Below are 24,971 nucleotides of genomic sequence, written 5' to 3' on the forward strand. Positions count from 1 at the left end.
GCGGGATCGTTGGTGAGAGGTCGGCGGCGGGGGGCTACTTGGGTTGACTGGTTATGCGCTGAAGGTGCCCAGGGTTAGGCTCGCAGCACCGCCGACTTCTTTGGCGAGTGTCGTTTTGAACTCCTGGGCGATTTCTTCGACCTGCTGTTCTTCGCCTGCCCAGCGGAGTTTGAGGGTTGGTTTGTCATCGCCAGTTAGGATGCTGAGCTTTAAGGTGAATACTCGGGTGCCCAGGCCTTCGTACGGGACCAGTTCGAAGAACAGCGCGTCGATACGGCTCTCGGCGCTAGCGGCTTCGATGCTATCCATTGCACTGCGAGAGGCGCCGAAGTTGTGTTCGCTGCTGGTGGCCGAGCTGCGGGCCTCAATGGTGATGTTGCGTACGCTGGCGATGGCGGCACTGATGGGCATGGTGCCGCCGCCTTCCTTGCTTGCCACGAGGCTGAGGTGCCAGTCTTCGATCCACTCGGCCAGCTCGCGCTGGCTGAGTTTCTTGCCGGCGATTTGCTGAAGTGCTTTGTAGGCTGCGGTCGGCTTGAGCTTCAGTGTTGCAACGTCATCCGCATGGCCCGGTGCAGTGTCGTCGCCGAGGTTGAAAAAGATCTTACAACTCATGTCGTCCTGATCGACGAAACCTTTGGCGGTAGGGCCGGTGCGCGAGATCGTGTACTCAGCAAAGTCGCGCACGCTACTGGTGTGCAGCGCACCGCGGAAACGGGAGCGTAGCGCTTGGTACTTTTCAAGGTTATGGATTTGAACGTTGTCCGGCAGCGCGGTAACAGGAATGAGCGTTGCGGGAAGGGCGCTGGCGGCGTGTGCTTGGGCGACGATCAGTTCGAGTGTGTCTTTAGCGAGTGGCATTGATGCTTCCTTTTTGGTGAGAGGACTTCGGTGCTGTGTCTTGGTAATGCTTTTAGCGAGGGACTACTGGGGTGTCTTCGCTCTTGAAGAGCTGCGAAGTCGGGTCGTTCTGGAATAGGGTCAGCCCTTGAGGCGTGAGGTACAACGGAGTGTCCAGAGTTGAGTCTTCACGCAACTTGCCGCGTTTGGTGGGCTGGGCGAAGTCGAGGGTATGGCTGATTGCGACCTGATTGCTCTGGCCGATTTGCTTCATCTTCAGCGTGATTTTCACTTCGCCCGCTTTGCCATAGTCGATGACCCCGGCGGCGACGTTTGAAAGGGCTTGGCCGATTTGCTGGGCGAAGACGCCTGCATTGAGCGAGTTAAAGAAGTCGTTCGTGTCCGTGGCTTTCATGTGCTGTGCCTTCTTGAGTACGAGTTGTTTGCCCCTGGACGGCAGGGACCACCGTGAATCAGGCTGCTTGCTTCGCTGCTTGCGCGTCGAGAAAGTCAGCCAGGTCGTGCAGGTACACCACCCGTTGCGCGCGAGCGGACCCGTGTAGCCGATTCACAACCAGCGCAATACGCCCGGCTTTGATCTCGGCCAGCAGGTAGCGATCGGTGCGGATGTGCGAGAAGTAGTGCTCGCGAACGGCTGCCAGCGTCGGGCACGGTGTTGCGAACTGACGCCGAAGTTGGTCGAGGGTGTTGCTCATGCCGCGTCCTCCCCGAACCCCTCCGATGGGGGCAGCAACTTGAGGCGGATCAGTTCGGCGAGGCCTTCTTTGCTTTTGCCCATTGCTGCCGCGCAGACGTTGCCGCGTTGGTCGGCGACGACGGCGCCGTAGGGGTACTCCGGCGATTTAGTCGGGGTGACGTAGGCGATTTGCCCCTCGCCAATGACAGCGTCGACACAACGGAATACCTCGGCTAGTTCGGCGCTGACCGGAGGTAGCGATTCCAGCAGCTGTACGGCTTCGGCTGAGGCGCCAATCAGCGTGGCGCGGCTGATGACAGTCGGGTGGTTGAGAAACATCGGGACCAGCTTCAGTGCGCCGATGGCTTGGGTAATGACGTTCTGGCTCATGCTGCGGCGTCCTTGTGCGTAATGGTGATGTTCAGTTTCTTGGCGACCCACTCAACGCCTGCTTCTTTCACCATCACCACTGCGTAGTGGCGGTGCTGCTTGATGGCAGGGACCCAGGTACTACGTGGGTCGGAGAACAGGTAACCGCGATCGCGGTGTTTGCTGGCGAGCTCGCCGTTGTTGGTGAGGATTCCCAGCTCCCGCAACCTGGTGCGGAAGGCGCGGGGCTTGAGGCCAAGTACGGCTGCCGTTTGATCCAGGGTACGGTTCATGGCTCTGTCCTCAAGCTGCGAGCAGTTTTCGAACGCTGTTCAGGAGTGCTTCCGACTCGGCCAACATTTGCTGTATTTGCGCTGTAGGAGTGGGCTGCCCTGGCGGCGGCATAGGCTCTGCCGACTCGATGTGTCCGTTCGCGATGTCCTGGATAAAGTCCCGCAGGTGCAGGTGATTGGCGCGATCCGAACGCTTTAGGGTCAGCTCGCCGGTGTGCCCGCCGAAGTCCACGCTGATGACTGCGTTGTCGTCGGTCAGCTCCACCTCAAAGCTCGCGTGGATGGTTTGTTCCGGTCGGTGAAGGGGGCAAACGGCGGCACCGCCAACCTGAAGCATGTGATGCAGCAGCTCTTGTTTCGGGAGGGGGATGAGATAGCTGTTCATGCTGCATCGCCTCCGAACGGCCAAGTGCTGTCTTCTGCTGCGGTAGTGTTGCCTGGCATTACTGCCTTGGTGCGACCTTTTGGGGTGGTGATTACAAGCAATCCAGTACGGTGCTGGATGGCTTCGACGGCGGCGCGGCTGCTGCATGCGGACGGATGCAGATAAACCGGGCAGCGGGTATTGCTGTGCTGTGTGGTTTGCATGGCTCGTACTCTTTGGTGAGAGGTATACGAGGCAAACGATACAAATACGCATTGATTGAGTCAATACGTATTTGCATTGATTTTAAAGTTGGGTATAAAAAAGCCCGCAGGAAGCGGGCTCAATCTGGCGGGCGATGTATTAGAAAATTTCTAACTTCGAGAAGACGACACCACAGATCATTGCATCGTCTCCTAGCTCGATGATCGGCTCAGGCCAAGCCGGGTTCAATGGCTTCAGGAACCGGCGCTTTCCTTCCATCACCAGTTGTTTGAACGTTGCCTCTTGGCTATCAACTAGTTTGGCGATGACAAGCGATCCATTTTCGGCATCCTTCGCAGGGTCAACAAAAATGATGTCTCCATCTCTGAAAGAGCGACGTTCATGTTGGTTGAACATGGAAAGACCGCGAACTCTCAGAGCGTAACTTTGGCTACTATGAGACGCGGCGCATGGCAGCCATATCTCTGCATCATCAAGCGTCCGAACGTCTTCTATTTCGCACCAAGCTCCTGCTTGAACCCAAGAAATCAACGGCACATATCCTTTGATTGCCGGCCCTGGTTCTACATTGGATTCAGAGCTTGAGGCTGAATTGACCTCAATAGTTAGATCTTTGTGTTCGCCACCTTTCCACAGCCAGTTGCTGCTGACCTTCAAGGCTTTGGCGATTTTCTCGACGTTCTCGTTACGCGGGCTGGTTACCGCGTTAGTCACGATCCTATGAATAGTTGGCTGAGGGACACCAGAGCGGCGGCCTAGCTCGCCTTCCGATAGTTCAAGTTCTTGCATGCGTTGAGCGATGCGGTCACCAATCACTTTTCTCTGCCTTGATTCAAAAACGTATCGCCGATTGTATTGAATCAATCAATACGTTTGTGTATTGTGGCGTTCAATGCGAAAGCGCATCGGTGAACGATATGACTATCCAAGAAATGCTTGCGGAGTTGCTGCGGTCGGGTTTGTCCCAGCGAGTTATCGCAGACCGCGTAGGTACAACGCAGCCAACCATCAATCGTGCTGCGAGAGGCGCGGATGTTCGGTATGTGACAGGGAAGGCTATCGAAAACCTTTACCTGCAAGAAAAAGCAGCTGCTGGCTTGAAGTCGGCAGCTTAAAAGGGTGCCGAGCTGGGGCCTCTCACCAAAGAATCCCCCAGCTCAGCTACGACGACACACAGCACATGCACATCGGTCGTGGTCGTAGGATAGGGACTACCTCATCTTATGGCTACACCGTAAACAGGGGATTTACGGTTATGAGTCGAACAGATCTATTGCCGGACGCGGGTCCGGTCCTTCCTTTGCGTCAGGCGATCTATCGCGCTGGTCGAGACTACAAGGGCGGAATTACCGCCCTTGCCTTTGACATGGTGTTGGACAACGACACCCTCCAGAAGAAACTCAAGCTCGATGAAGAACGCCGCTGGCTGAACCCTGATGAGCTTGAGGAGGTGATCCGGCTGACGGGCGATTCACGTTTGCTTGACGCGCTGATGCGTCCAGCAGGTGCTGTGTGGTATCGCCCGGTGCCGGTACCGGCAACCCGCGATGCCCTGAAAGCCGTAGGCAAGTTGCTCGGCGAGACCGGGGAGTTTGTGGCGGCGATGCACGACGGTGCTGCCGACAACGTCTGGGAGCTGCGTGAGGTCGTGGACCTGGAACAGCGCGGCATGGACGTGATTCGCGAAATCCTCGGCATCATGGCGGGTGCTCGTCAGGCGATGGAGGATCGCAACCATGGCTGACGAAATCGATCGCGCCAACGACCAGGCGCAATACTTGCTCGACGTTGCGCTTCAGCGCAGCCGTCGTGTGCCTTCGAACCGCGTGAGCGCGCAGTTCTGCGCGGATTGCGACGAACCTATCCCGTTACGCCGACAACAGTCGATTGAGGGTTGCCAAACCTGTGTTGACTGCCAGGGGTTGCGGGAGGCTCGGCGATGATTGAACCGGCCAAAGGAATAGCCATCGCCACATGGGCAAAACGTTACATCAACACTTTCGATCTCGCCTTGGTATCGATCGAGCCAGGTGAAAAAGCTCCAAAGGGCTTGGGGTGGAATAAACCGGGCGGTTACTTTACCGATGCCGCCACCGCTGAAGCATTCTGGCAACGAAACCCTAATCACAACCTCGGCGTCGTACTTGGGCCGAGCCGTGTCTGTTCGCTGGATGTCGACGACGTTCAGTGGACGCGCCATGTGTTGTATGAGCTGCTGGGTGTCGATCTGGATGCCATGGCGTTGGTGTATCCGACCATTGTGGGGAACCCTGCGCGCTTCCGGGTGCTGTTCAAGTTGCCGGAAGGCATTGAGTTAACCCGGCATTCTCTTTCATGGCCGAATGAAAAAGACCCTGACGGTTCGATTCACAAAGGCCTGATGGACAAAGCCAAGGCTGCGAAAGAGCAGGGCGATGGCGTCGCGGAAGCTGCAGCGCGCACGGAGGCCGAAGAATACAAACGCTTCACTGTGTTTGAACTACGTGCCGGCCTGGTACAGGACGTGTTCCCGCCTTCGATTCATCCGGGTACCGGCAAGCCTTACACCTGGAGAACCCCGCCCAACGCCGCGGACGGATTGCCAACGCTGACCCAAGAGTTGCTTTCTGTCTGGAAAAACTGGGACTTCTTTAAGCGTGATGCTGAAGCGGCATGCCCCTGGGCGATCAAGCCGACTACGCCACCGGCGAAAGTTGCCAAACGTCCAGCAGATGCGGTGGGTCAACGCCCGTCGGTGATCGATGAGTTCAACCGCTGCCACGACGTCGAGGAGCTGCTGCGTAGACACGGTTACATCAAGCGAGGCAGTAAGTGGCTTTACCCACAGAGCAGCACCGGGCTGCCCGGCGTGACGATCAGTGAGGGCAAGGTCTATTCGCACCACGGTGCCGATCCGCTCGCGAACGGGCATCAGAATGACGCCTTCGAGGTGTTCTGTTTACTCGAGCACGGTGGCGACCAGTCGAAGGCGGTGAAGGACGCTGCGCGTATGATGGGTATGCAGCATTCCTCGCGTCCTGATCCGCGTGATCTTCCCCCGCCCCCATCTGGTGACCAGTGCGAGCCGAGCCGCGGTGCCGACGAAGTCAGCGAGGCCGCTCCGGCTCCTGACGGGGGCGCGGGGGAGTCGCTGACGCTTGACCAGCTATTGCGGCGTTTTGCGCTGGTCGAGGGCACCACGCAAGTATGGGACTGCGATCAGTCGCGGGTGATGAAGAAGGCCGCCTTTGAAGCGCGGGTGGGCAAGCCGCTCGCGAAGGCGTGGCTGGAGGACACGGGCAAACGGTTGATAGCGGATGATCACGTCCGTGACATCGAACAGGCGCGGCGCATGGCGGGCAAGAAGGGCGGCGCGTTCGGCATGCCACCGACTGACCGATATGTGTACATCGACGGCACCAAGGATGTCTGGGATCGGGAAAAGAAGCGGCGTATCGCCGAGGGCGCGGTGAAGATGGCGCTGGGTGACACTTATCCGCTGTGGCTGAACAGCGGTGAGCGGCGCACCGTGGATGTCGAACATATCGTGTTTGATCCGACCATGAGTAAGGACCCAGCGGTGTACATCAATACCTTTGATGGCCTACCGCTCGAACCGGTCAGGGATGACGAAGCCTGCGCCAACCTGCGTTGGCTGATTTCGTTTTTGTGCAACCACGATGAGGCGGCGCAGCAATGGCTGACCCGCTGGCTGGCGTACCCGTTGCAGCACCTGGGCGCCAAGATGGACACCGCCGTGCTGATGCACTCGATCATGGAGGGCTCAGGCAAAAGCCTGTTGTTCGCCGATGCACTGGGCATGTTGTACGGCCAGTACGCGGCCACGGTCGGTCAGACGCAGCTGGAGAGCAACTTCAACGCTTGGCAAAGCCGAAAATTGTGGTCTGTGTTTGAAGAAGTAGTGAGTCGCGATCAGCGATACAACCAGGTGGGCAAGATCAAGCACCTGATCACCGGCAAAACGGTGCGGATGGAGTCGAAGTTCATCAACGGTTGGGAGGAAGCCAACCATATGAATGCGGTGTTCCTGAGCAACGAAATTTTGCCGTGGCCGATCAGCGACAGTGACCGGCGGATGCTGGTGATGTGGCCTATGGAAACCTTGCCGGTCGAGCGCCAAAAGGCAATCGGGCGGGAGCTGGAACAGGGTGGCGTCGCAGCGCTGTACGGTTGGTTGTTGTCAGTCGAACTGGGTGACTTCAACCAGCGGACGCGACCGCCATCGACGGACGCCCGTGAGCGCCTGGTGGCCTTGAGTCGGGCTGGATGGCAGACGTTCCTGCATCTGTGGAAGTACAGCGAGCTGGGGCAGGGGCTTTGGGGGCCGTGTCTGTCGACCGACCTTTATTCGCTGTTCCTCGAATGGTGCCAACGCAACAAAGAGCATGTGATGAGTCAGACGAAGTTCTCGCTGTTCATCAGTTCTGAGGTCGATAAAACCCGCGCTATTCCCTGGACCGACGGCAACAACCGGCGCTTTGGCGCGTTCTTCTTTCCCGTCGATCCGGACGCTTCCCCGCCCCCATCACTGAAGGCGGCCGAGCTGGGCAAGCAGGTCGAAAATTGGCGGGCCAAGGCGAAGCTCGCGGGCTGGCATGTGGACAGCTGGGACCACATCAAGGCGGCTGCCGCATGACTTCATCTAAAAGTGTGTTGGGTGTGTCGTGTGTGTGTTGGGTTGATTTCAGATACCCCACACAGATTGGAGCCTTCTTTTTCGGACGTTTGCGGGCTTTGTGTCGGGTGTGTTGGGTTTTGCTACGCGTGCGCGCATGCGTGACGTTAGATAGTCGGTTTCTGATGGCGGATTATTTTCTTCATGCGAGAACAGGAATACCCAACAAACCCAACACACTAAACACAATTCAATTAAAGCTATTGATTTTAAAGGGTTTTAACTGTGTTGGGTTTGTGTCGAGTAGCGTGTTTTTTGTGTCGGGTTCGATTTTCAGGGGAGTGGGGCGATGATCGAGGAAGTTGAGGTGTTGATGCAGCATTGGGGCACTCAGCACGGCCAGGTTGGCGACGGTGGAGGCTTGGGCAGCCCGATGGCGACGATCATGCAGTACGGTGGTTGCGCTCCCCGCGGTACTCCGGGATCGCGAGATCTGATGATGTCGGCCGGTGGCGGTATGGACCATGCGAGTACCGAGGTTGCCGCTGCTGTGGCGCAGCTCGAACGGCAATCGAAGAAGGGCGCCCAGCTGGCTCTGTTGGCTCGCAATCGCTACTTGGCCCAGCCGCCAATGACTGTGCGTGAACAGCTTCGGTTGTTGCAGTTGGCCGAGGATGCTGACCGGACATACCGGAATTGGGTGCATCGTTTGCACCAGCAGGTGTTGTTGATCCTGACCGTACGCAGCGCAACAACACGTGGGCGTGAGCGCCGCAGTGGTACGGTGGAAACTAACTACACACGGGCATCAATGTGCAAGCGTACGCGGGTTTGCTGATTACCACTCGTCGGGGTGGTTTGCCTCAACCCTGAGTCAAAGTTGCGTCAAAGTTGCGTCGAGTTGAACAACCGAAAATGGCCCCTTTTCGGTTTTTCCGGAGACGGGTAAAAAGTCCCCACGATATGGAATTTGCGCCTTGGCGCTTCCCGGAGCACGTGCTGTGCATCTTCACCCGGCCTCCCTGTGCCGGACACCTAACCCCGCTTCGGCGGGGTTTTCTTTTTCGTTTAGCAGATGGCATGGGAGGGGCGTATGGAAGTGCAGATCAAAAATCAGGTCGGCGCTGTTATTTGGTCTCGAAATCCCACAGGAGGTTCTACATCTACCTCCTATGGGGCGAGTGGGATACTGCGAAAGATCGAACGGGCTTTGGAGCTTGCGCTAGAACAATGCCGCGGCGAATTAGCTGTTTCGAATAATGCTGATGGAGTGTTGGATGTTAGCCGAGCCCCCACCTAGATCGATGGTGATATTCCAATAGCCGGTGTGTGGTGCAGCGATGCGGGCGGGCAGCATTTTGAAGAAACCACCAAAATATTGGTGCTGGCGATTGTTTTTGAAATTGGAAAACTGTGTATCCGTTGTGAGTCGCACATTGCATTGGTGGGAGCATTGCACGACAACAACATCACCTTCATTCAAGTGTTCACGCTTGTGTAAAAAGTTCATGGGGCCTCCTGGCCTTGTTTGCTGGCATCTTGACATTATCACTTTTTAATTCCCTGAGGCATCACCGGAATTTGATCTATGACTAACGAGCAACAAGCATTAGTTGAAATGCCCATCTGGATGGTTGTCGTACTGTCCTTGGTAGGTGGCGTGTCTGGCGAGATGTGGCGAGCCGACAAGGCCGGGGTTCGAGGCTGGCCGCTGTTGAGGCGGTTGGCGCTGCGATCCGGTGCCTGCGTTGCTTGCGGGTTGTCGACCATGATGCTGCTGCACGCTGCCGGGGTTTCAATTGTGGCGGCAGGGGGCATCGGATGTTTGACGGCCATGGCCGGCGCCGATGTTGCCATCGGGTTGTACGAACGCTGGGCGGCGAAGCGGTTGGGCCTTTCCGATTTGCCACCGAGCGGCGGGGGGGCGGCCTGAAATCGCCGGGGACCCTGGGGTTATCCGGTGGGTACGGGGTCGGAAACCCGCGGGAAAGTGTTAGCGGCAGGCTTGCCAGCTTACTGAAATTCAATCCATTGAAATTGAAAGGTTTGCATTGAAAAGCCGTTGAAAAGGAGGGCTTATGACAGAACCAATGTACCTGTCAAAGAGCGCCTTCGCGGCTCGGATCGGCAGGGCCCCCAGCTACATCACTTGGTTGAAAAACAACAACCGTCTGGTACTCACCGCCGATGGTAAACAGGTCGATGTCACGGCCAGCGAAGCGTTGATTCGCGACACCGCTGACCCGAGCAAAGCCGCCGTTGCTGATCGGCATCACCAGGATCGGCTGCAGCGTGACGTGTACAGCCAGCTGTCCAGCCAGGTCGAGCCGACTTCCATGGCTGCGCCGCCGCCAGTGATTGCCCCTACCGGGCAATTGCCGGACTTCCAAAAAGCCCGTGCCCTGCGCGAACACAACCTGGCCCAGCTCGCCGAGATCGAATTGCACAAGGCCAAGGGCTCACTGGTGTTCGCAACGGCGGTGCAGACGGGCGCTTACAACGCTGGCCGCATGCTGCGCGATCAGTTGCTGGGCATGCCGCCGCAGCTGGCTCCCGAACTGGCCTCCATGACAGACCCTTGGGAAATCGAAAAGCACCTGACGGCAGCGATCCGTCGCTCGCTGGAGGATGCCGAGCGCATGTCCTCAGCGGACCTTGAACACGCACTGACTATGAGTTGACCTATGCCCACGGACATTCCTGACGGTGCAGAGGTATACCGCGAGGCATATTTCCGTGGGCTGCGGCCCGATCCGGATGTCTGGATCGATCAGTGGGCCGATGAGTACATGCGCATCCCGCGTGACACCGGCGCCGCTGAGCCCGGCCAGTACCGTACCTCGCGCACACCGTATGCTCGCGAACCCATGCGGTGCCTGTCACCGGCTCACCCCTGCAAGCGCGTGATCACCATGGTTGCGTCGCAGCTGATGAAAACTCAGATTGGTCTCAACTGGATCGGCGGCCTGATGCACATGGCACCGTCGAACATCCTGGCACTGTTGCCCAGCCTGGGCCTGGCCAAGCGGGTGTCATCGCGGATCAGCAAAACCATCAAGGCGACGCCGGTATTGCGCGAGCGTGTCGCGGCTAACCGCTCCCGCGACTCACGCAATACCATGGACACCAAGGAGTTCGAGGGCGGGACGTTGTACGTCACCACTGCCGGCTCGGCGGCCAACTTGTCGGAACTGTCGGCGCGCTACGTGTACGGCGATGAGATCGACCGCTGGGAAGTGGACATCGGCGAGGAGGGCGACCCGATCGAGCTCGCGGAAACCCGTGGCAGTACCTTCGGCCGCAACGCCAAGTTCTACTTTTCCAGCTCGCCAACGATCAAGGGCGCCTCACGGATTTCCGACCTGTTCGACGGCAGCGACCAGCGTCACTACTACGTGCCGTGTCCGAGCTGCGGCCACATGCAAACTCTGGAATGGGAGCGGTTGCATTACTCGAAGGATTACAGCGTCGTGCACTACCAGTGCGCCGGGCCTGATTGCGACGTGCTGATCGAGGAGTTCCACAAGGGCGAAATGCTCGCCAGCGGCGAGTGGCGTGGCCATGCCGAAGGCGATGGCGAGACTGTTGGGTTTCACCTCAACGCGCTGTATTCACCGCTCGGCTGGATGGACTGGAAGTCGCTGGCCAAGCAATTCGAGAAGGCCAAAAAGGCCCAGGCCAAAGGCGATCTTGAGCCCATGCAGGTGTTCTACAACACCCGTCTGGCCAAAGTGTGGGACAGCGCGCAGGAGCAAACCAAGGCCGATACCTTGCGCAAACGGGCACGGATGGAGCTCTTCGGACTGGGGTCGATGCCGGCGGCGGTGTTGATGATCACCGGTTCCGTCGACGTGCAGGCCAACCGCCTGGAGTTCATGGCCATGGGCTGGGGCGTCGGCATGGAGCGTTGGGTTATCGACTACCAGATCGTCTCGGGCGATCCCGCCGATGAGCGCACCTGGGCCGCACTGGACGAACTGCTCAAGGCCAAGTACCGCCATCCATGCGGTGTCGGTCTCGGCATTCTCGCGGTGGCGGTCGACTCCGGTGGCCACCACACCGATGAGGTGTACCAGTTCTGCCGCGTGCGCCGCTGGCGCAACGTGTTCGCCATCAAGGGGGCCAGCAAACCCGGCAAGCCGGTCATTGCTCAGCGCCCATCCATGGTTGACGTGACCTGGAAAGGCCAGACCGAACGCAATGGCGCCGAGCTGTGGTTCGTCGGTACCGATACGGCAAAGGACTGGATCTATAACCGCTACCCATTCGAAGCCGGCCCGGGTGCATTGCACTTCGCCAATGACCTGCCCGATGACTTCTTCGATCAGTGCGTCGCGGAGCGCAAGGTGGCGCGCTACATCCGTGGTCACAAGCGTATCGAATGGGTCAAGGGCAAGGCCGAGCGCAACGAAGCGCTCGACCTGATGGTGTACTGCCTGGCCATGGCGCATTACCTGGGCATCAACCGCTACAAGGAGCATGACTGGGAGCGGGTGCGTCAGTCTCTGGCGCAGTCAGGATTGTTCGACGAGGCGTTGGGCATCAAGCCCGTGCAAGGCGAGCGTCTCAGCAATACCGCGCAGGCTACACCCGCTGTCGTACCACAACCGGCTCCGCAACACGCTGCGTCCGTCGTGCCATCACGACTTGCAGCACCGCCATCTCAACGCCGCAGTTCCACCAGCGGTTACCTGAAGAGACGCTGATATGTCATTTACCCAAAAGCACCTCGACGCGGTTGAGGCGGCCATCGCGCGCGGTGAAAAAACCGTGCGTTACACCGACCGTACCGTGGAATACCGCTCTGTCGACGAACTGCTCAAGGCTCGCGACGAAATCCGCACCTCGCTGGTGAACTCGGCCGGGCCGCGCTCCCGCGTCGTTCGGCTTTGCCACGGAGGCAAAGGACTCTAATGGCCCGCTATCCGACGCTAACCCGTAACGGATTCGTGTTGCCGTCGAACATCAAGGCCAGTTACGAAGGCGCCGGAGAGGGTCGTCGATCCACTGGCTGGGATGCGCCGGACAACGGGATCAACAGCATCAACACCCCGGCGCTGCGCAATCTGCGCTCACGCTCGCGGGCAGCGGTTCGAAATGATCCGTATGCCTATAACGTGATCGACAAGCGCGTCAGCAACCTGATCGGTACCGGCATTACGCCGCGACCGAAAACCGATAACGAAGCCCTGCGCAAACTGCTGCAAGAGCTTTGGGATGACTGGGTCGATGAGTCGGATGCCGATGAGCGCACCGACTTCAACGGCCAGCAGGCGCTGGTGGCCCGCACGGTGGAAACTTCGGGCGAATGTTTTTTGCGGTTGCGTCCGCGCGGCCTGGACGAAGGCTTCGCGGTGCCGCTGCAGCTACAAATTCTGGCCCCAGAGTTTGTGCCACATGACAAGTTCGAGACCACCCGCGACGGCAACTTCATTCGTGCCGGCATCGAATTCACCCCCGGCGGCAAGCGGGTGGCGTACTGGATGTACCTGGCGCATCCACGCGATGCCTCGTCGCTGAATGCGGGTTACAACCAGCTGGTGCGCGTACCAGCCGCGCAGGTGCTGCACATCTTTGAACCGGTCGAGCCGGGTCAGCTGCGCGGCGTACCACGCTTGTCTCCGGTGTTGAAGCGCTTGCGCAGCCTCGACAACTATGACGATGCGGTGTTGTTCCGTCAGGAAGTGGCCAACCTGTTTGCCGGCTTTATCACCCGGCCACCACCGGAGTCCGGCCCCGTGCCAAGGGACCCGGTCACCGGGCTGCCGCTGAGTCTGGATCGCGACGGCTTCACACCGATGGTCGCGCTGGAGCCCGGCACCATGCAGGAACTGGGGCCGGGTGAAGAGGTTGAATTCTCCAAACCACCGGACGCCGGCAACAACTATCCCGACTTCATGCGGCAGCAGTTGATGGCAGCTGCTGCGGGCACCGGGACGCCGTACGAAATCCTCACCGGCGACATGCGCGAGGTCAACGACCGGGCGCTGCGGGTCGTGCTCAACGAGTTCCGCCGTCGTCTGGAGCAACTGCAGTTCAGTGTGTACGTGCACCAGCTCTGTCGCCCGGTCCGGGCGGCCTGGATGGATATGGCCGTGCTGTCAGGTGTCCTCCAGCTGGATGACTATGCCCGGCGCCGTCGTGAGTACCTGCGCACCCGCTGGGTACCGCAAGGCTGGGCCTACATCCAGCCGGTGCAGGACGTGCAGGCACGGCGAATGGAAGTGCAGGCCGGCTTCGCTTCGCGCAGTGAAATGGTCCTGCGCACCGGTTATGACGCTGAAACGGTCGACGCGGAAAACGCCGCCGACCTAGCCCGGGCCACCAAGCTTGGCCTCAATTACACCACTCTTGAAACGTTCGTCCCCGTCGACGACAAGGAGCAACCATGAGCAAGAAGGCGCGGCCACGCGTTTATAACCGGGCGGGCAAACGCGTGCAGGTGCAGGACAAGACCTGGTACGCGCTGCAAGCCAGCGGCGAGGCTGCCGAGCGGGTGATCGAGGTCTTTGTCTATGGCGAGATCGGCGCCTGGGGCATTACTGCCAATCAGTTTGTGCAAGACCTGCGCGCGATGGACGATGGCGTGTCACCGGTGATCGCCGCGTTCAACAGCATCGGCGGCGACCTGTTCGACGGACTGGCGATGCACAACGCTCTGTCGCGTTTGGGCGAGCGCTGTACCGGTCGCATTGACGCATTGGCGGCCAGTGCCGCCAGCGTGGCGGTGTGCGGCGCGCACCGCGTCGTGATTGCGTCCAACGCCATGCTGATGATTCACAACCCGTGGACCTATGCGGCCGGGGACGCCGACGATTTTCGCAAGGTGGCCGATGTCCTCGATCAGACGATGGAAGCCATCATTGCGGCCTACAAGGCCAAGGCTCCGGACATCGATGAGGACGAGTTGCGGCGCCTGGTGGCCAATGAAACCTGGTTGACCGCCAGTGAAGCGGTGGCTCTGGGGCTGGCCGATGAAGTCGGCGACGGTGTGACGGTGAAGGCTTGCCTCGGCCAGGGGGCGGTGCTGCAGCGTTACCAGCACGCGCCGGCCGAACTTCTGGCTCAGTTCGACGAGCCACCCGAGCCGGATCCTGAGCTGGAGCCCGAAGATCCGCCGTTGGTACCACCGGTGGTCGACGCGGCCAAGCTGGCCCTGTTGGTCACCCAACGATGCGCCGAGTCGGGCATCAGCAACCTGGTCGAGCCGCTGCTCAGCTCCACCCGACTTGAAAGCGAAGAGATCGTCCAGGCCGGCCTGACGCGGGCCAAGGCCGTGAACGACCTTTGTGTAGCTGCGCGTTTGCCCGAGTTCAGTGTCGAGTATGTCGCGGCGGGCCTGGACGTTGCGGCGGTCCGAGCGCGTCTGTTCGACAAGATCGTCAGCAGCGGCAAGGGCTTCGAAATTGACAACAGCTTGCCGCTGGACAATGACCCCGCACCTAAGGTGCAGGCCAAGCAACTTGATCAACCTTCTATCTGGTCCGCGCGCCAAGCCGCGCAGTCCGGTCAATCCCGACCCGCAACAGGAGCAAGACGATGAGTATCCAACGAGAGCCGATGCATGCAGGCGAATTTCTCCTGTCCGAAGCGGCGGGCACCATTTCCCGCGAAGCTATCAATGTCGCCGCCGGTCCAGCATTGGAACCGGGGCAGATCCTCGGCCTAGTCAGCTTGACTGGTGAATTCGCCCCCTACAACCCGACGGCCGAAGACGGCAGCGAAAACGCGATCGCCATTCTCTACGGTCCGTTGGGCGAGTCGGATCTGGTCCGACGCGGGCGGGCAGTGGTGCGGCTGGCTGAAGTCAGCGAAGCCCATCTGACGGGGTTGGATCCTGCTGCTGAAAAGGCGTTGGCCACTCACTTCCTGATCGTTCGCTAAGACGGTCAACCTGATTATCCAACCCGCCGAGTGCGGGTTTTTGCATTCTGGAGATTGCTTCATGGCTGACATTGAAATCTTTAACGACGATGCGTTTTCGGTCTCCTCGCTGACCGCCGCCATCAATGAACAGGAATACCTGCCGGGCCGCATCAGCAGCCTCGGCCTGTTCCAGGAAGAGGGCATCACCACCCTGACCGTACAGATTGAAAAGGACGGCGACACCCTGGCCTTGGTGCCAGCCGGTGAGCGCGGCACCTCCGGGCTGGTGGTGGCTGGCAGCAAGCGCAATCTGATCCCGTTCAACACCGTGCACCTGCCGCAACGCTTTGCGATCAAGGCTGACGAGATCCAGGGCATTCGTGCCTTTGGTACCCGTTCTGAATTGCAGGCCGTGCAGGACGTGGTCAACAAGCGCCTGGCCAAAGCGCGCCGACAGCTGGATGCCACGCACGAATTTCAGCGTATGGGCGCGCTGAACGGCCAAATCCTCGACGCGGACGGCACCACCGTCTTGCTCGACATCTACAAAACCTTTGGTGTGACCCGCAAGAAAATGTCCATGGGGCTGAACAGTCCGGACACCGAGCTTCGCGTCAAGTGTGGTGATGCGCTGGACCTTCAGGAGGAAGCCCTGGGCAGTATCACCAGCACGGGCTCGCGTGCGCTGTGCGGTAAGAATTTCTGGAACAAGCTGCTGGTCCACAAGTCGGTCAAAGAGACTTACCTCAACAGTCAGCAGGCGGCTGCTTTGCGTGGTGATGCCCGTGAGAGTTTCGAGTTCGGCGGCATCGTCTGGGAGCGCTATCGCGGCAAGATCGCCGGTGTGACCTTCATCCACGACGACAAGGCGCTGCTGATTCCCGAAGGTGTGCCGGACCTGTACATCTCGGTGTTCGCGCCGGCGGACTACATGGAAACGGTCAACACCGAAGGCGTGCCGTACTACAGCAAGATCGAGCCGCTGCCGTTCAACAAAGGCATGGCCGGTGAAGCGCAGTCGAATCCGCTACACCTGTGCACGCGCCCGCTCGCGCAGATCCTCCTGGAACTCTGACCGTGGCCTTTCGCGACCTGGTCGCCGAGGTCGACGCGGTGGTGTTCGAGACGCTGGGCGACAGCGCACGGATCGAAGGTCGAGCCGAGCCGGTCCTCGGCATGTTCGCGGCGCCCTGGCTGCAGCCGAAGTTCGGCAAGCTCAACACCGGGTTGCGTGAGCCTCGTTTCGAAATCCGTGTCAGCGATTCCCACGGTCTGGAGCAGGGCCTGTTGGTCAGTATCGATTTACCGGCCCTGGACGGCGGTGGCGATTATGACCTGGTGCAGCTGGAGCCGAGCGGCGACGGTTTGGTTGCCTTGATCCTGAGGATGCGTGCATGAGCGTTGGTAGCTATTACAAGTCGTCGGCCGACGGCGGGATGGTCACCATCCAGTCGTCGTCGGCGGATCTGCAAGCGTTCCAGGACTTCGCCAAGGTGGTGCCCAAGGCGGCTGCGGCCGCGCATCGTCGAGCGATCAACAAGACGTTGGGCCGGTTGCGCACGCACATCGCCCGGGCGGTCAGTCGACAGGAACGCATCGCCGTTGCGGCGGTGCGTCAACGGTTGCGCAGTTACCCGGTCACCGGTGGGGCTATGAGCGGCAAGCTGTGGTTTGGCTTGAACGCCATCGAGTCCAGTCGGATCGGTCGCGCGCGGCAGACTGGCAGCGGCGTGTCGGTGGCAGGACGGCGTTACCAGGGTGCGTTCCTTAAACAGGTCTACGGCAATAAACCCGATATCTGGATCCGCACGGCGAGCAAGCATTTCGATGCGGACGATTACCCCGACAGTACGGTGTCATCAGGGCGCGGGCCGAGTTCGGGGTGGGTCGCTGAAAATGGCAGCCGGTTTCCACTGGCTAAGGCCAAGGTGTCCTTGGAACAGGCGCGACCGCATTTCGACATTTGGGTGCGTAAGGCCGATGAGATTTTGCTGCTGATCCTGCAGCAAGAACTCAACTTCGAGCTGCAAAAGTACTTGAGGAGTTAGTGCCGTGTCGGAAGAACCTTTTAGCCTAGGTCAACTGTATCGGGCCATTGAGCAACAACTGCTGGCGGAGATGCCGGGTGTGTGTGCGGTAACGGCCTGGCCGAATATTAAAGATCGCGTGGCGCTGCCAGCGGTGTTTCTGGAGATGGCCGAGATTGAACCCGGTGTCGATATTGGCACCGGCGAAACGACCTTGGTGTGCAGGTTCGAGGCACGCATCGTCGTCGATCCGATCAAACCGCTCCATCATCAGCAGGCCGTGCAACTGGCCACCCAGCTTGCGGTGATTTTGCGGGCGCAGACCTGGGGGCTGGCGGTTGAACCGGCGGTGTTCATTCAGGCCGGGCAGGACTGGACCCGGCCAGAGCTGGATGGCTACACCGTCTGGTTGGTGGAGTGGCATCAGCAGATTTACCTCGGTGCACAGCAATGGCCATGGCCGGATGAGCAACCGGGCTCGCTGTGGTTCGGTTTCAACCACGATCCGAAAGAGGCGTTCTTTCCGGCGGATGACGTGCCATGAGTTTCGCCCTTGCTGAACATGACCGCATGATTGCCGCCATGCTGATGCCCTGCGTGGTGGTCGGTGTGGATTTGGCAGCAGGCGTTGTTCGGGTGCAGGTCGGTGATTGGGTCAGCGCGTGGGTGCGCTGGCACAGTCTGGCGGCCGGCAAGGCCCGTCACTGGCGGGCGCCGAGCCTGAACGAACAGGGGGTGCTGTTCAACCCCAGCGGCCAAGCCGGCATGGGCACCTTCATTCCCGGGCTGTACGGGGATGCCGGTGGCCAACCGGACAACCGCGATCACGTGGAGGTCTGGCGCTTTGATGATGGCGGTTCGTTGATCTACGACTGGGCGGCCAAGAGCTATAGCATCACCCTGCCGAGCGGCACGGTGACCATCAAAGTCGCCAGCACGGAGGTGGTCGTAACGGACAGCGCCATCAACGTGACCACCGGGAACATCAACCTGAAAGCAGCGGTGACCATCGACGGCGCCTTACACGTCACGAAGGGCATCACCAGTGCGGGCGCAATCATCGACGCCGGTGGCAACAGCAACCACCACACGCATTAATTTCAATCTCCCAACGGCCCGCCATGTGCGGGTTTTTTTATGCCTGGAGCAAACACATGGCCAAGATCGATGCGCCTAACAACGACCCACAAGCGAGCCCTGAGCCGTTGCCGCAACCCGTGTCGGTACCAGTTTCTACGTTGATGAAGTTTCGCGACAAGGTCTACACGTCCCGCCAACTGATCCTGCCTGAAACGCAACGCAGCCTGCCGGTGGCCAGGGGCATGGTCGAAGTGCTGGGCTCCGACACCGAGGCCGTCAAGTTTCTGAAAGCCCATGACGAATTCGAACTGCTGAAGGAGTAACCCAGATGATCGGAATGGATCGCCACACCGGCCAGCCCATTTCCGGCATCGAGCATTTGCGGCAGTCCATCGGGGACATTCTGGGCACGCCACTGGGCAGTCGTCGGCATCGACCAGAGTACGGCAGTACGCTCCCGCGCTTTGTCGACCTGCCCATTAACGAAGGCTGGAAAAGCTCCGTGCAGGCGGAGGCCGCCAGGGCCTTGGGGCGCTGGGAGCCGCGTTTGAAGCTGGACCAGGTGCGGGTCATTTCGGTGATCGGTGGGCAAATCAATCTGAAAATCGCCGGCAAGTATCAAGGCGATGGCGTGCTGTTGGAGGTGGGCGTATGAGCATCGTTGATCTGTCGTCGCTTCCCGCGCCGAGCGTGCTGGAGCCGTTGGATTTCGAAGCCGTGTATGAGGAAGGCCTGGGGGTCTTTCGCGGCTACATGGGCGACAACTGGAACGCCGCGCTGGAAAGCGATCCGGTGACCAAGGTGTTGGAAGTCGGGGCCTACATCAAGGTCGGCAACCGTGCCCGAGTCAACGATGCCGGCAAGGCGCTGTTACTGGCACACGCCATCCGCGATGATCTCGATCACTTGGGAGCCAACGTCAATCTCAAACGGTTGGTCATTCAGGCCGAGGATCTTCTGGCGGTACCGCCGGTACCGGAGGTCAGGGAAGATGACGACCCGTTCCGTGAACGCATTCAGTTGGCCTACGAAGGGTTGACCACTGCCGGCCCGCGTGCCAGCTACATCCTGCATGCGCGCAATGCGTCGGGCCTGGTCGCGGATGCCACCGCCGAAAGTCCGGCACCCTGCAACGTTACGGTCACGGTGCTGAGTTCCGAGGGCAAAGGCGTGGCCAGTCCTGAACTGCTGGCCACGGTCAAGGCGGCACTGAATGACGAGGACGTCAGGCCTGTGGGTGATCGGCTGACCGTGCAAAGCGCGCAGATTATCGACTACCGCATCGATGCGATTCTGCACATGAGCAGTGTCGGGCCTGAGGTGGACGCCAGCCTGGCTGAGGCCAAAAGCCGCATTAACGCTTGGATCAATCCACGCAAGCGGCTCGGGGTCGAAGTGGCGCGCTCGGCGGTGGACGCGCAGCTGCATATCGCCGGCGTGTCTCGTGTTGAGCTGGTCGGCTGGGTCGACCTAGCCCCGACCAAGGCGCAGGCGGTGTACTGCACCGAAGTCACCGTAAATCTGGCGGGCTGACATGAACAGCCTACTGCCGAGCAATAGCACGCAACTGGAGCGCGCCCTGGAGGCGGCGTTCTACGAAAAAACCATTGTCCCGCTGCGCACGCTCTACAACGCCGACACCTGTCCGGTGCATTTGCTGCCGCACCTGGCGTGGGCCTGGTCGGTCGATCGCTGGGATTATCGGTGGAGCGAGGCGACCAAGCGCGCCGCGATCAAGGCGTCGTATTACATCCATGCCCACAAGGGCACCATCGGCGCCTTGCGTCGGGTGGTCGAGCCCCTGGGCTACCTGATCGAGATTATCGAGTGGTTCAACACGGTTCCGGAGGGGGTGCCAGGCACCTTCGCGCTCAAGGTGGGCGTGCTGGACACCGGGATCACCGAGGAAATGTATCAGGAGCTGGAGCGCCTGATCGACGACGCGAAGCCGGTGACGCGGCATCTGACGGGCTTGGCGATCAGCCTGGAAAGCCAAGGCATCTTGAACGTCGCGATCAGCGTGTACGAAGGCGATGAAATCGACGTTTACCCACCGGTTGCGCGTGACATCGAGGTCAGCGGCACCCTCGGCGTGGTTGGCCGCGAACACTCCATAGACACCCTGGACGTTTATTATGATTGATGCGACTTCGCAGTTTTTCGCCACCCTCACGAATGTGGGGATGGCCAAGCAGGCGAACGCCGACGCGCTCGGCATTGCCTGGACGTTTGCTCAAATGGGTGTGGGGGATGCCAACGGCACCGACCCGGTACCCAGCGCGACGCAGACCCAACTGATCAATGAGCGCCGGCGCCGGCCGCTGAATCAGGTGCGGGTCGACCCGAACAATGCAGCAGTGATCATCGCCGAACAGATTATCCCGGCCGATGAGGGGGGGTGGTGGATTCGCGAAATCGGCCTCTACGACGCGGACGGCGATCTGGTGGCGGTGGCCAACTGCGCGCCGAGTTACAAGCCAGTGCTGTCGCAAGGCTCGGGCCGCACGCAAGTGGTGAGGATGAATTTCATCGTGGCCAGCACCGGCAACATCACGCTGAAGATTGACCCTGCGGTGGTGTTGGCGACTCGCGAATACGTTGATACGCGGATCGTGGAAGAGCTGAATAAGCTCGACAGCAAGCAATCGGTGCGTGTGGCCACCACGGCCAACATCGTGCTGGCGGGCCTTCAGTCCGTCGACGGCGTGGCCCTGGCGGCCGGCGATCGCGTGCTGGTGAAAAATCAGGTCGTGGCCAAGGACAATGGCATTTGGCTGGTGGCGGCGCTGGCGTGGAAGCGCGCGGCGGATGCCGACAGCAACGCCGAAGTGACCTCGGCGCTGTTGACGTCGGTCGAGCAGGGCACCACGCAAGCCGACACCCGTTGGCAGTTGATCACCGATGGGGCGATTGTGGTCGGCACCACGGCGCTGACCTTTCAGAACGTGACGCAAGGCTTTGCGCCGCTCAACTCCCCAGCATTTTTGGGGGCGCCCACTGTTCCCACTCCGGCACCGTTCGACGTCAGCAAATTGGCGATCAACTCGGAGTTTTTGCAGCGGGCACTCGGCAGCTATTCCGGGTTTTCCCCGCTAAACGCATCCAGAAGTCTGACACTTGCTGATGTTGGGCGAGCGCTGTGGCCGTCTGTGGCGGGCCTTACGCTGACGTTGCCAACACCAACGAGTCTCGGCATACCCGGCGGTGCCGGCGTGGCATTAACCATTTTTTGCTCCTCTGCGGGCCTGACATTGGCGGCTGGCGTTGGGGCGGTTATCAACAACTCACTGTCTACATTCGTAATGAAATCCGGTCAGTCGCTCACACTGCTGGCAGTGGCGGGCAGCGGCTGGCAAATCATGAACTCGACGGCCGATCTAGTGGTTAACGCTGACTTCGCATCTCTTCTTGGGGCGACGTTTTCAAGCCAGCAACTCCCTGGTCTGTCGATCAAAGTTGGCAGTGTCAGCAACGCCTCGACGGCTACCTCAATTCCGTTGACGCTTCCCGTCGCCTTCCCGGTGGCCTGTGTCGCCCTGATCTTTACCACGGCGAATGGGTTGCCTGCGGCTTACCCCCATCAGGGGAAAGATCGGACCGGCGCGACGGTCTTAAGAGGCGCCAATGCCAACTATCAATTCGATTATGTGGCTGTGGGGTATTAATCAATGACCATCTACTACGGTCGCGTCAACGAAACACGGGGTGGGTTTTTTGATACGAATTCCCACGGTGAAATCGGCAGCCCTGACTGCACCATTCCGGAGGGTGCAAAAGCGCTTACCGATGAGATGTATGCCGAGTTAACGGCGCCCCGAACTGATAACAAGCTAGTCTACCCGGACCCCGATGGGTTCCCGGTGTTGATTGACCCGCCGCCGCCGTCGCCGGAGGAACAGGCCGCCACCGAACGCGCCTGGCGTGACGCGCTGTTGTCGGAAACGGATGGCGTCGTGACCCGGCACCGTGACGAGGTCGAGGAAGGACTGGCGACCACGCTCACGGCCGAGCAGTACAACGAACTGTTGGCGTACCGCCGGCAGCTACGCGACTGGCCGCAAGGCGCGGAGTTTCCCCTGGTGGATCATCGCCCGATCGCGCCGCCCTGGCTGGCCGAGCAAACCCAATAAACGCCCCGCACTGACGGGGCGTTTTCTTTTCCGTTACGCGACACATGATCACCCCTCACAGCCTCGCTCATGCGGGGCTTTTTCGTTTCTGGAGATTGACTATGAGTGGTTCCTTTTTTCACGGTGTCACGACTTCGCTGATCGAGACGGGGGCGCGCACTATCTCGCTGCCGTCGTCCTCGATCATCGGCCTGTGCGACACCTTCACCCCGGGCATTCTCGGCGGCGGCACGGCCAAGGCCGGCGACCTGGTACTGCTCACTTCTGAGCGCGAAGCCATTGCCGCCTTTGGTGCGGGCTCGGCGATCGCCAAGGCGGCAGCGGCCATCTACGTGCGCGCCAAGGCGGTGATCGTCGCGGTGGGCGTGCCCAAGCTCGAAGACGAAGCGCTGCAAACCTCGGCCATCATCGGTGGCGTATTGGCCTCCGGCCAGCGGACCGGCTTGCAGGCGCTGCTCGACGGCAAGAGCGTGCACAACGCCCAGCCCAAGTTGTTGATTGCTCCGGGACATTCCGCCACTCAAGCGGTGGCGACCGCCATGGATGCCCTGGCTGGCAAGCTGCGCGCGATGGCCATCATCGACGGACCGAACACTACCGATGAAGCGGCGATGGAATATGCCGAGAACTTCGGCAGCAAGCGCATTTACATGGTCGATCCGGGTGTGCAGTTCTGGGACACGATCGAGAGTGCGACAGTTGATGCCCCGGGCTCGGCCTGGGTCGCGGGTTTGTTCGCCTGGACCGATGCCAACTATGGCTACTGGGCGTCGCCGTCGAACAAGGAGTTTGTCGGCATCACCGGCACCACGCGGCCGATCGAATACCTGGACGGCGACGAGACGTGCCGGGCCAATCTGCTCAACAACGCGTTCATCGCCACGATCATTCGCGACGGCGGTTATCGCCTGTGGGGCAACCGCACGCTGTCCAGCGACCCGAAATGGTCGTTCGTCACCCGCGTTCGGACCTGCGACATCCTGATGGATGCGATCCAGGCGGGGCACAAGTGGGCGGTCGACCGCTCGATCACCAAGACCTACGTAAAGGAAGTGACCGAAGGTCTGGATGCGTTCATGCGTGATCAGAAAAACGCTGGCGCGATCATCAATTTTGAAGTGTTCGCCGATACCGAACTCAACACTGCCAGCCAGATCGAGCAGGGCAAGGTGTATTGGCGCATCCGCTTCACCGACGTGCCGCCGGCGGAAAACCCGAACTTCCTGATCGAAGTCACCAACCAGTGGCTGACCGAAGTCCTCGACGCTTAAGGAGCGCGCTAGATGATTCCTCAAACCCTGTTTAACACCAACCTGTTCGTCGACGGCGTGAACTTTGCCGGCGACGTGCCAAGCCTGACCTTGCCCAAGCTGACCACCAAAACTGACGAGTACCGGGCCGGCGGCATGGCCGGTGCCATCGAGATGGCCCAGGGCCTGGAAAAGATGGAAGCGACCTTTGTCACCAAGGGTGTGCGTCGCGAGTCGCTCAAGCACTTCGGCCTGGCCGATGGCTCGGCGTTCAACGCGTCGTTCCGGGGTGCCTTCCGCGGCCACAAAGGTACGGTCACGGCGGTCGTGGCGACCCTGCGCGGGCTGCTGAAAGAGGTCGACCTCGGTGACTGGAAAGCCGGTGATCCGGCGGAGATCAAACACGCGATCGCACCGGTGTACTACAAGCTCGAAATCGACGGGCGCGTGATGTACGAAATCGACATGATCGCCGGGATTCAGGTGATCGATGGCGTAGACCAACTCGCCGAAGTGCGCTCCGCACTCGGCCTCTAAGGGAATAGATCCGGATGACCATGCAAACTGCAAAAAAGCTGCCGGCCTGGCTGTCGATCACCACGGATCGCGCGGTGATTACCCTCTCGCGGCCGAGCGAGGTCAATGGGGTCAAGGTCGATACGCTGGTGCTGCGTGCGCCGCTGGTGCGCGAAGTCCGCGCCGCCGATCGCGCTGCCGGTGACGATGACGAACTGCGCGAGCTGCAGCTGTTCGCCAGCCTGGCCGAGGCGGGTCTCAAGGACCTGGAAGGCCTGAAGGTGGTGGACTATCGCCGTCTGCAGGCGGCTTATTCGAACCTGGTGCCGCACGCCGATTATTCGAAATCGCTCCCCGCCTGGTTGTCGGTCACCGCCGAAAACGCCGTGGTCAGCCTGTCGCGGCCGAGCGAGGTCAACGGCGTGCAGATCGACAAGCTGACCCTGCGCTCGCCCACGGTGCGCGAAGTGCGGGCCGCGGATCGGGCGGCTGGTGGGGATGACGAGCAGCGCGAACTGGTGCTGTTCGCCGAATTGGCCGGCGCAGCAATCGCCGATCTGGAGGGCCTGAAGGTGGTGGACTACAACCGCCTGCAGGCCGGCTATTTTCGCCTGGAGCAAGACGACGGGGTTTGATCCGGGGGTGATGAAGATGGTGGCGAAACGTCTCGCGGCGGACACCGGGTTTTCCGCTGCCGAG

The 24,971-nt window shown here is 60.2% G+C and carries 34 protein-coding genes; 25 read left to right on the plus strand and 9 right to left on the minus strand.

Annotation, left to right across the window (positions count from 1 at the left end):
* Nucleotides 1-51 precede the first annotated feature (51 nt).
* The 8 genes from PMI34_RS17865 to PMI34_RS17835 form a co-directional block, all read right to left on the minus strand.
* A complete protein-coding gene (locus tag PMI34_RS17865) occupies nt 52-861 on the minus strand; it encodes a DUF2303 family protein (protein WP_008048879.1) in 810 nt (269 codons plus the stop codon).
* Nucleotides 862-913: 52 nt separating this feature from the next.
* Nucleotides 914-1,255 (minus strand): hypothetical protein, encoded by a 342-nt coding sequence (locus PMI34_RS17860; RefSeq protein ID WP_008048880.1) that lies wholly within the window; start codon nt 1,253-1,255, stop codon nt 914-916.
* 58 nt (nt 1,256-1,313) lie between these two features.
* Nucleotides 1,314-1,556 (minus strand): pyocin activator PrtN family protein, encoded by a 243-nt coding sequence (locus PMI34_RS17855; protein WP_008048881.1) that lies wholly within the window; start codon nt 1,554-1,556, stop codon nt 1,314-1,316.
* The gene (locus PMI34_RS17850) at nt 1,553-1,927 is read right to left on the minus strand and encodes a hypothetical protein (RefSeq protein WP_008048882.1); all 375 of its coding nucleotides are present in this window, start codon (nt 1,925-1,927) and stop codon (nt 1,553-1,555) included. The genes PMI34_RS17855 and PMI34_RS17850 overlap by 4 nt, the downstream gene beginning before the upstream one ends.
* On the minus strand, nt 1,924-2,199 hold the full coding sequence (locus PMI34_RS17845; RefSeq protein WP_008048883.1) for a hypothetical protein: 276 nt from the start codon (nt 2,197-2,199) through the stop codon (nt 1,924-1,926). Before PMI34_RS17845 ends, PMI34_RS17850 begins: the two co-directional genes overlap by 4 nt.
* Nucleotides 2,200-2,209: 10 nt before the next feature.
* Nucleotides 2,210-2,584 carry a hypothetical protein gene (locus PMI34_RS17840; RefSeq protein ID WP_008048884.1) on the minus strand — a complete coding sequence of 125 codons (375 nt, stop codon included), beginning with the start codon at nt 2,582-2,584 and terminating at the stop codon, nt 2,210-2,212.
* Nucleotides 2,581-2,787 carry a hypothetical protein gene (locus PMI34_RS28010; RefSeq protein ID WP_081498065.1) on the minus strand — a complete coding sequence of 69 codons (207 nt, stop codon included), beginning with the start codon at nt 2,785-2,787 and terminating at the stop codon, nt 2,581-2,583. Before PMI34_RS28010 ends, PMI34_RS17840 begins: the two co-directional genes overlap by 4 nt.
* Before the next feature lie 139 nt (nt 2,788-2,926).
* A complete protein-coding gene (locus PMI34_RS17835) occupies nt 2,927-3,604 on the minus strand; it encodes a helix-turn-helix domain-containing protein (RefSeq protein ID WP_008048885.1) in 678 nt (225 codons plus the stop codon).
* Between the two features lie 439 nt (nt 3,605-4,043).
* On the opposite strand from PMI34_RS17835, the gene PMI34_RS17830 reads away from it, so the two are divergent.
* The 4 genes from PMI34_RS17830 (at nt 4,044) to PMI34_RS17815 (ending at nt 8,241) form a co-directional block, all read left to right on the plus strand.
* Nucleotides 4,044-4,532, plus strand: a complete 489-nt coding sequence (locus PMI34_RS17830) for a phage regulatory CII family protein (protein WP_008048886.1) — start codon at nt 4,044-4,046, stop codon at nt 4,530-4,532.
* Nucleotides 4,525-4,731, plus strand: a complete 207-nt coding sequence (locus tag PMI34_RS17825; protein WP_008048893.1) for a TraR/DksA C4-type zinc finger protein — start codon at nt 4,525-4,527, stop codon at nt 4,729-4,731. Before PMI34_RS17830 ends, PMI34_RS17825 begins: the two co-directional genes overlap by 8 nt.
* The gene (locus PMI34_RS17820) at nt 4,728-7,424 is read left to right on the plus strand and encodes a bifunctional DNA primase/polymerase (protein ID WP_008048894.1); all 2,697 of its coding nucleotides are present in this window, start codon (nt 4,728-4,730) and stop codon (nt 7,422-7,424) included. The genes PMI34_RS17825 and PMI34_RS17820 overlap by 4 nt, the downstream gene beginning before the upstream one ends.
* Nucleotides 7,425-7,752: 328 nt before the next feature.
* Nucleotides 7,753-8,241 (plus strand): hypothetical protein, encoded by a 489-nt coding sequence (locus PMI34_RS17815; RefSeq protein ID WP_008048896.1) that lies wholly within the window; start codon nt 7,753-7,755, stop codon nt 8,239-8,241.
* Nucleotides 8,242-8,646: 405 nt separating this feature from the next.
* Here the strand turns inward: PMI34_RS17815 and PMI34_RS17810 are convergent, their stop codons facing one another.
* Nucleotides 8,647-8,913, minus strand: coding sequence for a DUF1883 domain-containing protein (locus tag PMI34_RS17810; RefSeq protein ID WP_008048898.1), 267 nt, complete (start codon nt 8,911-8,913; stop codon nt 8,647-8,649).
* Between the two features lie 78 nt (nt 8,914-8,991).
* On the opposite strand from PMI34_RS17810, the gene PMI34_RS17805 reads away from it, so the two are divergent.
* The 21 genes from PMI34_RS17805 to PMI34_RS29715 all read left to right on the plus strand — a co-directional run bounded on the left by PMI34_RS17805 (nt 8,992) and on the right by PMI34_RS29715 (nt 24,907).
* Nucleotides 8,992-9,336, plus strand: coding sequence for a phage holin family protein (locus PMI34_RS17805; RefSeq protein ID WP_008048900.1), 345 nt, complete (start codon nt 8,992-8,994; stop codon nt 9,334-9,336).
* Nucleotides 9,337-9,481: 145 nt separating this feature from the next.
* Entirely contained in the window at nt 9,482-10,084 is a 603-nt protein-coding gene (locus tag PMI34_RS17800; RefSeq protein ID WP_008048902.1) for a hypothetical protein, read from the plus strand.
* A gap of 3 nt (nt 10,085-10,087) precedes the next feature.
* A complete protein-coding gene (locus tag PMI34_RS17795; protein WP_008048904.1) occupies nt 10,088-12,109 on the plus strand; it encodes a phage terminase large subunit family protein in 2,022 nt (673 codons plus the stop codon).
* 1 nt (nt 12,110) lies between these two features.
* Nucleotides 12,111-12,317 (plus strand): phage head-tail joining protein, encoded by a 207-nt coding sequence (locus PMI34_RS17790; protein WP_008048905.1) that lies wholly within the window; start codon nt 12,111-12,113, stop codon nt 12,315-12,317.
* Complete coding sequence (locus PMI34_RS17785; RefSeq protein WP_008048906.1) at nt 12,317-13,795, plus strand: phage portal protein; 1,479 nt, start codon at nt 12,317-12,319, stop codon at nt 13,793-13,795. The genes PMI34_RS17790 and PMI34_RS17785 overlap by 1 nt, the downstream gene beginning before the upstream one ends.
* On the plus strand, nt 13,792-14,946 hold the full coding sequence (locus PMI34_RS17780) for a head maturation protease, ClpP-related (protein ID WP_008048907.1): 1,155 nt from the start codon (nt 13,792-13,794) through the stop codon (nt 14,944-14,946). Before PMI34_RS17785 ends, PMI34_RS17780 begins: the two co-directional genes overlap by 4 nt.
* On the plus strand, nt 14,943-15,287 hold the full coding sequence (locus PMI34_RS17775; protein ID WP_008048908.1) for a head decoration protein: 345 nt from the start codon (nt 14,943-14,945) through the stop codon (nt 15,285-15,287). The genes PMI34_RS17780 and PMI34_RS17775 overlap by 4 nt, the downstream gene beginning before the upstream one ends.
* Before the next feature lie 61 nt (nt 15,288-15,348).
* A complete protein-coding gene (locus PMI34_RS17770; RefSeq protein ID WP_008048909.1) occupies nt 15,349-16,344 on the plus strand; it encodes a major capsid protein in 996 nt (331 codons plus the stop codon).
* 2 nt (nt 16,345-16,346) lie between these two features.
* On the plus strand, nt 16,347-16,667 hold the full coding sequence (locus tag PMI34_RS17765) for a head-tail joining protein (protein ID WP_008048910.1): 321 nt from the start codon (nt 16,347-16,349) through the stop codon (nt 16,665-16,667).
* Complete coding sequence (locus PMI34_RS17760; protein ID WP_008048911.1) at nt 16,664-17,317, plus strand: hypothetical protein; 654 nt, start codon at nt 16,664-16,666, stop codon at nt 17,315-17,317. The genes PMI34_RS17765 and PMI34_RS17760 overlap by 4 nt, the downstream gene beginning before the upstream one ends.
* 4 nt (nt 17,318-17,321) lie before the next feature.
* On the plus strand, nt 17,322-17,840 hold the full coding sequence (locus PMI34_RS17755) for a hypothetical protein (protein ID WP_008048912.1): 519 nt from the start codon (nt 17,322-17,324) through the stop codon (nt 17,838-17,840).
* On the plus strand, nt 17,837-18,394 hold the full coding sequence (locus tag PMI34_RS17750) for a phage baseplate assembly protein V (protein WP_008048913.1): 558 nt from the start codon (nt 17,837-17,839) through the stop codon (nt 18,392-18,394). Before PMI34_RS17755 ends, PMI34_RS17750 begins: the two co-directional genes overlap by 4 nt.
* Before the next feature lie 56 nt (nt 18,395-18,450).
* On the plus strand, nt 18,451-18,699 hold the full coding sequence (locus tag PMI34_RS17745; RefSeq protein WP_008048914.1) for a hypothetical protein: 249 nt from the start codon (nt 18,451-18,453) through the stop codon (nt 18,697-18,699).
* 5 nt (nt 18,700-18,704) lie between these two features.
* On the plus strand, nt 18,705-19,031 hold the full coding sequence (locus PMI34_RS17740) for a GPW/gp25 family protein (protein ID WP_008048915.1): 327 nt from the start codon (nt 18,705-18,707) through the stop codon (nt 19,029-19,031).
* Nucleotides 19,028-19,909, plus strand: a complete 882-nt coding sequence (locus PMI34_RS17735; RefSeq protein WP_008048916.1) for a baseplate assembly protein — start codon at nt 19,028-19,030, stop codon at nt 19,907-19,909. Before PMI34_RS17740 ends, PMI34_RS17735 begins: the two co-directional genes overlap by 4 nt.
* Before the next feature lies 1 nt (nt 19,910).
* Nucleotides 19,911-20,519, plus strand: a complete 609-nt coding sequence (locus PMI34_RS17730) for a phage tail protein I (protein ID WP_008048917.1) — start codon at nt 19,911-19,913, stop codon at nt 20,517-20,519.
* Nucleotides 20,512-22,041 carry a phage tail protein gene (locus tag PMI34_RS28020; protein WP_008048918.1) on the plus strand — a complete coding sequence of 510 codons (1,530 nt, stop codon included), beginning with the start codon at nt 20,512-20,514 and terminating at the stop codon, nt 22,039-22,041. The genes PMI34_RS17730 and PMI34_RS28020 overlap by 8 nt, the downstream gene beginning before the upstream one ends.
* A 3-nt stretch (nt 22,042-22,044) precedes the next feature.
* Complete coding sequence (locus PMI34_RS17725; RefSeq protein ID WP_008048921.1) at nt 22,045-22,506, plus strand: phage tail assembly chaperone; 462 nt, start codon at nt 22,045-22,047, stop codon at nt 22,504-22,506.
* A 101-nt stretch (nt 22,507-22,607) separates the two neighbouring features.
* The gene (locus PMI34_RS17720; protein WP_008048922.1) at nt 22,608-23,777 is read left to right on the plus strand and encodes a phage tail sheath subtilisin-like domain-containing protein; all 1,170 of its coding nucleotides are present in this window, start codon (nt 22,608-22,610) and stop codon (nt 23,775-23,777) included.
* 12 nt (nt 23,778-23,789) lie between these two features.
* A complete protein-coding gene (locus PMI34_RS17715) occupies nt 23,790-24,293 on the plus strand; it encodes a phage major tail tube protein (protein WP_008048923.1) in 504 nt (167 codons plus the stop codon).
* 20 nt (nt 24,294-24,313) lie between these two features.
* Entirely contained in the window at nt 24,314-24,907 is a 594-nt protein-coding gene (locus PMI34_RS29715; protein ID WP_157222715.1) for a phage tail assembly protein, read from the plus strand.
* The last annotated feature ends 64 nt before the right edge of the window (nt 24,908-24,971 follow it).

The organism is Pseudomonas sp. GM74, assembly GCF_000282455.1.
GTDB lineage: Bacteria > Pseudomonadota > Gammaproteobacteria > Pseudomonadales > Pseudomonadaceae > Aquipseudomonas.